The sequence below is a fragment of the Kitasatospora sp. NPDC127116 genome (assembly GCF_042677365.1).
Taxonomy (GTDB): Bacteria; Actinomycetota; Actinomycetes; order Streptomycetales; family Streptomycetaceae; genus Kitasatospora; species Kitasatospora lactacystinica.
On sequence record NZ_JBHXTL010000243.1, the window covers coordinates 1 to 6,561 of the forward strand.

Genomic DNA, 6,561 nt, shown 5'->3' on the forward strand with positions numbered 1-6,561 from the left:
CCGTGTGGATGCCGGACCCTTCCGACTGTGGAGCGCCAGGCCCGGGTTGCACGGACTCTTCCTACTGAAAGTAGGACGTGCTCTGGTAGCACCGCTGACGCCTGACGAGAGATCATCTCCCTCGCGATGTCGAAAATATTAGCAGCTCAACGCCTGTGCGCCGAATCGTGCTGCCGGACGCCCGGGGGCGCCGTGTTGGCTGGTTGTCGCGCAGGGCTCCCGCGCCGCCTGAATCGGTTCGGTCGCATCAACGCGGAAGGGCCCGGCATCCGTGTGGATGCCGGACCCTTCCGACTGTGGAGCGCCAGGCCCGGGTTGCACGGACTCTTCCTACTGAAAGTAGGACGTGCTCTGGTAGCACCGCTGACGCCTGACGAGGAATCATCTCCCTCGCGATGTCGAAAATATTAGCAGCTCAGCACCCGTGCGACGAATCGCGGCCGGGCGGACTGGCGCCGTCGGTCAGAGGGCTCGCGTCATGAACGCGCTGTTCGGGTCAGGCCGGTAGTCCGCGAACGGCTCGCAGGGGACGAACCCGAACTTCTCGTACAGCTTCCTGGCCGGCAGGAAGAAGTCGGGCGTGCCGGTCTCCAGGCTCAGCTTGGTGAAGCCCATGCGCCTGGCCTCGGTGATGATGTGCTCCAGCAGCAGGGACGCGACGCCGCTCCGCTTGCGCAGGGGCGCCGTGCGCATCGACTTCAGTTCGGCGTGGTCTGCGTCCAGTTGCTTGAGAGCGCCGCAGCCGACCAGGACGCCGTCGTCCCGCACCGACCAGAACGTGATCCCGGGCCGGCGGAGGGCGTCGAGGTCGAGGGCGTGGGTGCTCTCCGGCGGGGAGATGGCCCGCATCTGCTGGACGTGCTCGTCGAGGAAGCGGGCGATCTCGGGGCCGGAGAGGTCGTCGGTCGTGATCTGCACTTGCTGCTCCTGTCCCGGGTCGGGAAACGCGGAAGGGCCCGGCACCCGTGTGGATGCCGGACCCTTCCGACTGTGGAGCGCCAGGCCCGGGTTGCACGGACTCTTCCTACTGAAAGTAGGACGTGCTCTGGTAGCACCGCTGACGCCTGACGAGAGATCATCTCCCTCGCGATGTCGAAAATATTAGCAGCTCAACACCCATGTGCCGAATCGCACCGGCCGGGGGCCGCTGTCCCCGGCCGGTATAGCGGGGAGTCAGGCGTCGAACTCGCCGGCACGGATGGCGGACACGAGGTCGCGCCACTCGCTGAGGGTGAGCTGTGCGACGGCATCGGGTAGCAGACTGCTCCGGACGAAGACGGTGTTGTCGGCCACGGCGACTTCGGGGCAGTTATTCGAGTTGGCGCACGACGTGGGGCGTGCCCAGGGGAGCTCTTCCATGATCTATATCTCCTTCTTGAGTCTCGCGATCAGGTCGCGAGAACCTTCAACCGAAAGAGACCGATCAGTCATCCGCTCGATGATGCCGCGGTAGGTGTTCAGATGCTCTGTCGTGTGGAGGAAGATCGGCCCATCGACCGAGTCGTATTGGACCGTGTCGAGGCGAGGGACAGGGCCGTTCGCGTAGATGATGGCCTGGCCGGATCCCATGAAGCCACCCGACTCGAACGTGACCACCCGAAGCGTCACGTGAGGGCGCAGGGAGAGTTCGAGCATCCAATCCAACTGCTCCCGAGCGACATCCCGGCCGCCAAACTGCACTCGCAGAGCGGCCTCGTGGACGATCGCCGTGTAAGGATGAGCCCCTTCCGCCATCAACATCTGCGATCGGCGCAAGCGTTGTTCGACTCGCGTCTCGACAACACGGGGACTCAGCGGCGACTGCGCATACTGAAAGATCGCGCGACCGTAACGCTCTGACTGCATCGGTCCCGGCGGATGGCAGATCTGGTACGACTGCATGCCCATCGCGTAGTGCTCAAGCTCGCAGATGTCGAGAAAACCCTGCGGAACAAAGCCGCGATACTCGTCCCACCAACCCTTGTGCCGCTCCTCAGCCATGGACGCGAGGGCTGTGATGTATTCGGCGTCGGGCTCGCCGAAGGATTCCGCGAGCATCCGGACACGCTCAGCCGTGATGGGGTAGTGACCCTTCTCGACCTGCGTGATCTTCGTTCGATCGAGGTTGAACACGGCAGCGGCTTGGGCGGTCGTCTGTTTTGCGCTGTCTCGCATCTTCCGAAGCTCGATGCCCAGTCGTTCCTGCCTGGCCGATGGGGTTGTACGTGGTGGCATGGCCCAAGCATCTACGCCGTCTCATCAACAGTCCAGCGACATGGGGTGGACCATGTTTCCTGATCTGGTGGCACATGTGAGCCTCGATGCCCTACAGTCTGTGATGCACCGATCACCGAACGGATCGTCAGTAACGCTGCTCGGGCACCGAAGAACACCCATGTCCAGTGGGTTCGTTCACAGCGACGCATCCGCCGGTCTCACCCTTCCCCCTCCGGGAGACGCTGTGCGTAACCTCAACTCCCCCTCCCTCACCCTCTCCCGCGATGCCCTCCGCGACGGGATGACCAGCGCCGGCTGGCCGCCCTCCCTCATCGCGGACGCCGAACTCGCGATGGTCGAACTGATCGTCAACGCCTGGCGTCACGGTGAGACGACCTCCCCGGTCATCCTGATCCACCACCGCGCCAACACCCTGCGCGTCGCGGTTTCCGACCGCAGCCCCCTCCTCCCGGAGCAGGGCCCCCTCGCCCTCCTCTCCGAGACCGGCCGGGGCCTCCAACTGGTCGCGGGCCTCACCCACCGCTGGGGCGTCGACCCCCAACACCTCGGCAAGACCGTCTGGTTCGAGCTGCAGCAGGACGGTGTCGCGTGAGCGCCCACCACCCCATCCACCCCGCCGACCCGGCCCTGCTGCACCTCACCTCGCGCCAGGTCGCCCAGCTCATCGTCGAACTCCGCACCGAGGGCCGCGAATTCGGCTTGCTCTGGCCCTCCGCCAGCCCCGGCGACATCAACCTCCACGGCCGGCGTCTGGTCGACATCGGCAACGTCCCGGCCAGCACTCTGGTCAACCTCCTCGCGCTCATCCGCGAGTTCAGGCGCAACCGCGACCTCAGGCCGTAGGAGCCGTAGGAACGGTCCCGTACGTGTTGAAGCGCAGGTACAGCCCGATGTGCGCCGGAGTCCCCGGTGCGATGGTGCGGTAGCTGCACAGCTCCTGCACCCCGCTCTCGCCCCCGGGCAGCCCGGCCGTCAGCTGCCGCAGCACCTCGGCGTGCGGGCGCGGATCGACGCCCTCGATCCGCATCAGCTCCGCTATCCGCTCGGCGGCCTCGGTGTCGCTGCGGGTGTTGCCCGGTAGCCGCAGGTAGACGTTGGCCTCCTCGGGCCCCGTCGCACCCTCCCGGAACGCCAGGCAGGTCATGGGCTCGTTGTCCACCGTGCCGCCGTCCCGCCCGTAGATCACGGCACGGGCTCGGGCCGCCCTCGCCGAATCGTGGCGGTGCGACAGTGCGGCAACGGTGTCCAACTCGTCCATCGGCATCGGGAGGTGGCGGAAGTAGACCTTCACCCGGGAGGCGCTTCCGCCGTCCAGGTCGAGGGCGAAGAACTCCACCTCGTGCCCGCGCCGGGCGAGTTCCCCGCACCGCCGTCCCACCGGCTCCCAGGCCTCGGCCAGCCCCAGCCGGCGCATGGCCTCGGCCATGACCTCGTGGGTGCGGTCCGGGCCGTGCGCCTGCGGGTTGAGGTAGACCTTGTAGTGCGGCCGCTCGCCGGGCTGCCAGGCCAAGGAGTGCCAGACGGTGGGCCGGTTGAGGCCGGGACGGGCCGTGACGAACAGGTCCTCGACGTCGAGGTACCGCTCGATGCTCACCCCCGGCCGTTCGGCGAGCCGAAGCGTCAACTCCCGTCCGGCTTCCTGGCATCCGAGCGGAGTGCGGTCGAAGCTCAGCGACTCGAACAGGATGCGCACCTCCGGCCTCCCCGCCTTCCAGCTGACGGAAAGCTCGGCGGGGAAGCCGTCGGTCGAGACGAACGACGGCGGATTGCACCGGGTCCCGATGGGCCGCGCGCCCCACGGGCTGAGCACGTCCCGCAGGTCCTGCAGGACGCGGGCCGTCTCCGACCCGCTGATCCCCAGGCCCCGGCAGACGGCTGTCCACTTCTCCTCCAGGAACTGCCCGAAGGTCTTTTCCGGGTCCCGGAAGGGGGCGAGGGCGGATGTGGTGTCGCGAAGCAGCGGGATGGTCACTGGCCCGACTGGTTGGGTTCGTTCATCTGCCCGATGACCGACTGGTTGGGCTCGTTGAGCTGCCCGACGACCGACTGGTTGGGCTCGTTGAGCTGCCCGACGACCGACTGGTTCGGTTCGTTGAGCTGCCCGATGACCGACTGGTTCGGTTCGTTGAGCTGCTTGGCGACAGTGCTGGGCGCGGGTGCTGCCGCCAGGGTCGCCGTGGTGCCGACGAGCAGTGCCGCACCTGCGGCGATTCCAACTGCCCACGTGGCCGATACCCTGCGCATCATTGCCCCTCCCCCTGATCGATGATCAGATTGATCATAGCCACAGGGCCGGTACCAAAGGTATGTATCTTTCGAACGCATCTTTGATTTGCCCCCGCCCAGCCGGCCCTCAGCCCCAGCCCCTCGCCCCACCGCAGCAGCCCCGGGAGTCGCCATGTCCGCACCGCAGCAGCCCGAAGACCCGTACGCGGCGACCGGTGTCGTGGGACCGGCCCCGGAGGGGGTGACCCTGCCGCTGCCGCCGGTGTTCGACTCGGTGGAGGAGGAGCGCCAGTACCGGAAGGAACAACTGGCGGCCGGGTTCCGCCTGTTCGGCCGGTTCGGCTTCTCGGAGGGCGTCGCCGGGCACATCACCGTCCGCGACCCGGAGAACCCGGGCTGGTTCTGGGTGAACCCGTTCGGCATGAGCTTCAACCAGATCAAGGCCTCCGACCTGATCCTGGTCGACCACGAGGGCACCCTGCTGCACGGCAGGCGTCCGGTGAACCGGGCCGCCTTCGCGATCCACTCCGAGGTGCACGCCGCCCGCCCGGACGCGGTCGCCGCCGCGCACTCGCACTCCCTCTACGGCAAGGCCTTCTCCAGCCTCGGCATCCCGCTCGACCCGATCACCCAGGACGCCTGCGTCTTCTTCGAGGACCACGGGCTGTACAGCGACTACCGGGGCGTCGTGACCGACACCGAGGAGGGCAAGCGGGTGGCCGCCGCCCTGGGCGGGTACAAGGCCGTGATCCTGCAGAACCACGGCCTGCTGACGGTCGGCCAGTCGGTGGCCGAGGCGGTCTGGTGGTTCATCACCATGGAGCGCTCCTGCCAGGCGCAGCTGCTCGCGATGGCGGCCGGCACCCCGAAGCCGATCGACCGGGAGACCGCGCTGATCGCCCGGAACCAGATCGGGACCTCGCTGGCCGGCTGGTTCCAGGCCCGCCCGCTGTGGGACCAGATCACCCTCTCGGACCCCGACCTCTTCGACTGACGATCCCCGCCGCCGTCCGCCTTCCCCCTGGAGCAGCCCCGTGCCCACCACCCCCGCCCAGCGCAGGCTCCGGATCGCCGTGTTCGGCGCCGGTTCCATCGGCTGCCACCTCGGCGGCATGCTCGCCCCGACCGCCGACGTCACCCTGATCGGCCGGCCGGCGGCGATGGCGGCGATCGACGCGGACGGGCTGACCCTCACCGGCCCGGGCGAGGCCCGGCGCGAGGTGCGGGACCTGACCGCCGCCGCCGACCCGGAGGCCGCGGCCGGCGCCGACTACGTGCTGGTCACGGTGAAGTCCGCCGACACCGCGACCGCCGCCCGGGAACTCGCCCCGCACCTCGGTCCGAACACGGTGGTGGTGAGCTTCCAGAACGGTCTGCGCAACGTGGACGTGCTCGCGGCCGCGCTGCCGTCCCACCGGGTGCTGGCCGGGATGGTCCCGTACAACGTGGTGCGGACCGGGACCGCGGCGTTCCACCAGGGCAGCGGCGGCTCGCTGATGCTGGCCGCCGAGGAGGGGGCGGACGCCCTCGCCGACGCCGCCCGGGCGGGCGGTCTGCTGCTGGAGCTGCGGCCGGACATGCCGGCCGTCCAGGCGGCGAAGCTGCTGATGAACCTCAACAACGCGGTCAACGCGCTCTCCGGGCTTCCGCTGCGCGAGCAGGTCGGGCAGCTGGCGTACCGGCAGTGCGTGGCACGCTGCCAGCTGGAGGCGCTGGCGGTGTTCCGGGCCGCCGGGATGGCGCCCGCCCAGCTCGGTCCGGTGCCGCCGGAGGTGATGCCGCAGGTGCTCGAACTGCCGGACGCGCAGTTCCAGGAGCTGGCCGGGGCCAGCCTGCAGATCGACGCGACGGCCCGCTCCTCGATGTGGGAGGACCTCCAGCGGGGCCGCCCCACCGAGATCGACTCGCTGCAGGGCGAGATCGTCGCCCTCGCCGAACGCCACGGCCTCACGGCGCCCGCCAACGCCCGCCTGATCACCCTCGTCCACGAGGCCGAGTCGGCCGCCCCCGGCACCGCCCCCGGCTGGACCGGCCCCGCCCTCCTCGCCGAACTCACCCCGGCCCACTGACGGAGCGCTCCCGGCCGCCTGCGCGGGAAGTCGGCCCGGCCGACTTCCC

At 68.9% G+C, this 6,561-nt stretch carries 9 protein-coding genes; 4 read left to right on the forward strand and 5 right to left on the reverse strand.

Annotation, left to right across the window (positions count from 1 at the left end; genetic code table 11):
* Positions 1-462: 462 nt before the first annotated feature.
* The 3 genes from ACFVHV_RS42835 to ACFVHV_RS42845 all read right to left on the reverse strand — a co-directional run bounded on the left by ACFVHV_RS42835 (position 463) and on the right by ACFVHV_RS42845 (position 2,214).
* Complete coding sequence (locus ACFVHV_RS42835; protein WP_380359160.1) at positions 463-918, reverse strand: GNAT family N-acetyltransferase; 456 nt, start codon at positions 916-918, stop codon at positions 463-465.
* A 255-nt stretch (positions 919-1,173) separates the two neighbouring features.
* The gene (locus ACFVHV_RS42840) at positions 1,174-1,359 is read right to left on the reverse strand and encodes a DUF397 domain-containing protein (RefSeq protein WP_380359163.1); all 186 of its coding nucleotides are present in this window, start codon (positions 1,357-1,359) and stop codon (positions 1,174-1,176) included.
* A 3-nt stretch (positions 1,360-1,362) separates the two neighbouring features.
* On the reverse strand, positions 1,363-2,214 hold the full coding sequence (locus tag ACFVHV_RS42845) for a DUF5753 domain-containing protein (protein WP_380359166.1): 852 nt from the start codon (positions 2,212-2,214) through the stop codon (positions 1,363-1,365).
* Positions 2,215-2,440: 226 nt separating this feature from the next.
* Here ACFVHV_RS42845 and ACFVHV_RS42850 point away from each other — a divergent pair, with 226 nt between their 5' ends.
* Together ACFVHV_RS42850 and ACFVHV_RS42855 are read left to right on the forward strand one after the other, a co-directional pair.
* Positions 2,441-2,809: an ATP-binding protein gene (locus ACFVHV_RS42850; protein WP_380359169.1), complete on the forward strand. Its 369-nt coding sequence runs from the start codon at positions 2,441-2,443 to the stop codon at positions 2,807-2,809.
* On the forward strand, positions 2,806-3,060 hold the full coding sequence (locus tag ACFVHV_RS42855) for a hypothetical protein (RefSeq protein WP_380359172.1): 255 nt from the start codon (positions 2,806-2,808) through the stop codon (positions 3,058-3,060). Before ACFVHV_RS42850 ends, ACFVHV_RS42855 begins: the two co-directional genes overlap by 4 nt.
* Here ACFVHV_RS42855 and ACFVHV_RS42860 read toward each other — a convergent pair.
* Together ACFVHV_RS42860 and ACFVHV_RS42865 are read right to left on the reverse strand one after the other, a co-directional pair.
* Complete coding sequence (locus ACFVHV_RS42860) at positions 3,050-4,189, reverse strand: tryptophan dimethylallyltransferase family protein (protein WP_380359175.1); 1,140 nt, start codon at positions 4,187-4,189, stop codon at positions 3,050-3,052. The two genes, ACFVHV_RS42855 and ACFVHV_RS42860, sit on opposite strands and share 11 nt — an antisense overlap.
* The gene (locus tag ACFVHV_RS42865; protein ID WP_380359178.1) at positions 4,186-4,464 is read right to left on the reverse strand and encodes a hypothetical protein; all 279 of its coding nucleotides are present in this window, start codon (positions 4,462-4,464) and stop codon (positions 4,186-4,188) included. The genes ACFVHV_RS42860 and ACFVHV_RS42865 overlap by 4 nt, the downstream gene beginning before the upstream one ends.
* Positions 4,465-4,615: 151 nt before the next feature.
* Between ACFVHV_RS42865 and ACFVHV_RS42870 the strand changes: the two genes are divergently transcribed.
* A complete protein-coding gene (locus tag ACFVHV_RS42870) occupies positions 4,616-5,437 on the forward strand; it encodes a class II aldolase/adducin family protein (protein ID WP_380359181.1) in 822 nt (273 codons plus the stop codon).
* Between the two features lie 40 nt (positions 5,438-5,477).
* Positions 5,478-6,512, forward strand: coding sequence for a 2-dehydropantoate 2-reductase (locus ACFVHV_RS42875; RefSeq protein WP_380359184.1), 1,035 nt, complete (start codon positions 5,478-5,480; stop codon positions 6,510-6,512).
* Positions 6,513-6,561: the final 49 nt, after the last annotated feature.

Excerpts from the sequence above, each read along its gene's own strand:
- ACFVHV_RS42840 (WP_380359163.1), bottom strand. The coding sequence starts at position 1,359 with ATGGAAGAGCTCCCCTGGGCACGCCCCACGTCGTGCGCCAACTCGAAT.
- ACFVHV_RS42845 (WP_380359166.1), bottom strand. The coding sequence starts at position 2,214 with ATGCCACCACGTACAACCCCATCGGCCAGGCAGGAACGACTGGGCATC.
- ACFVHV_RS42865 (WP_380359178.1), bottom strand. The coding sequence starts at position 4,464 with ATGATGCGCAGGGTATCGGCCACGTGGGCAGTTGGAATCGCCGCAGGT.
- ACFVHV_RS42870 (WP_380359181.1), top strand. The coding sequence starts at position 4,616 with ATGTCCGCACCGCAGCAGCCCGAAGACCCGTACGCGGCGACCGGTGTC.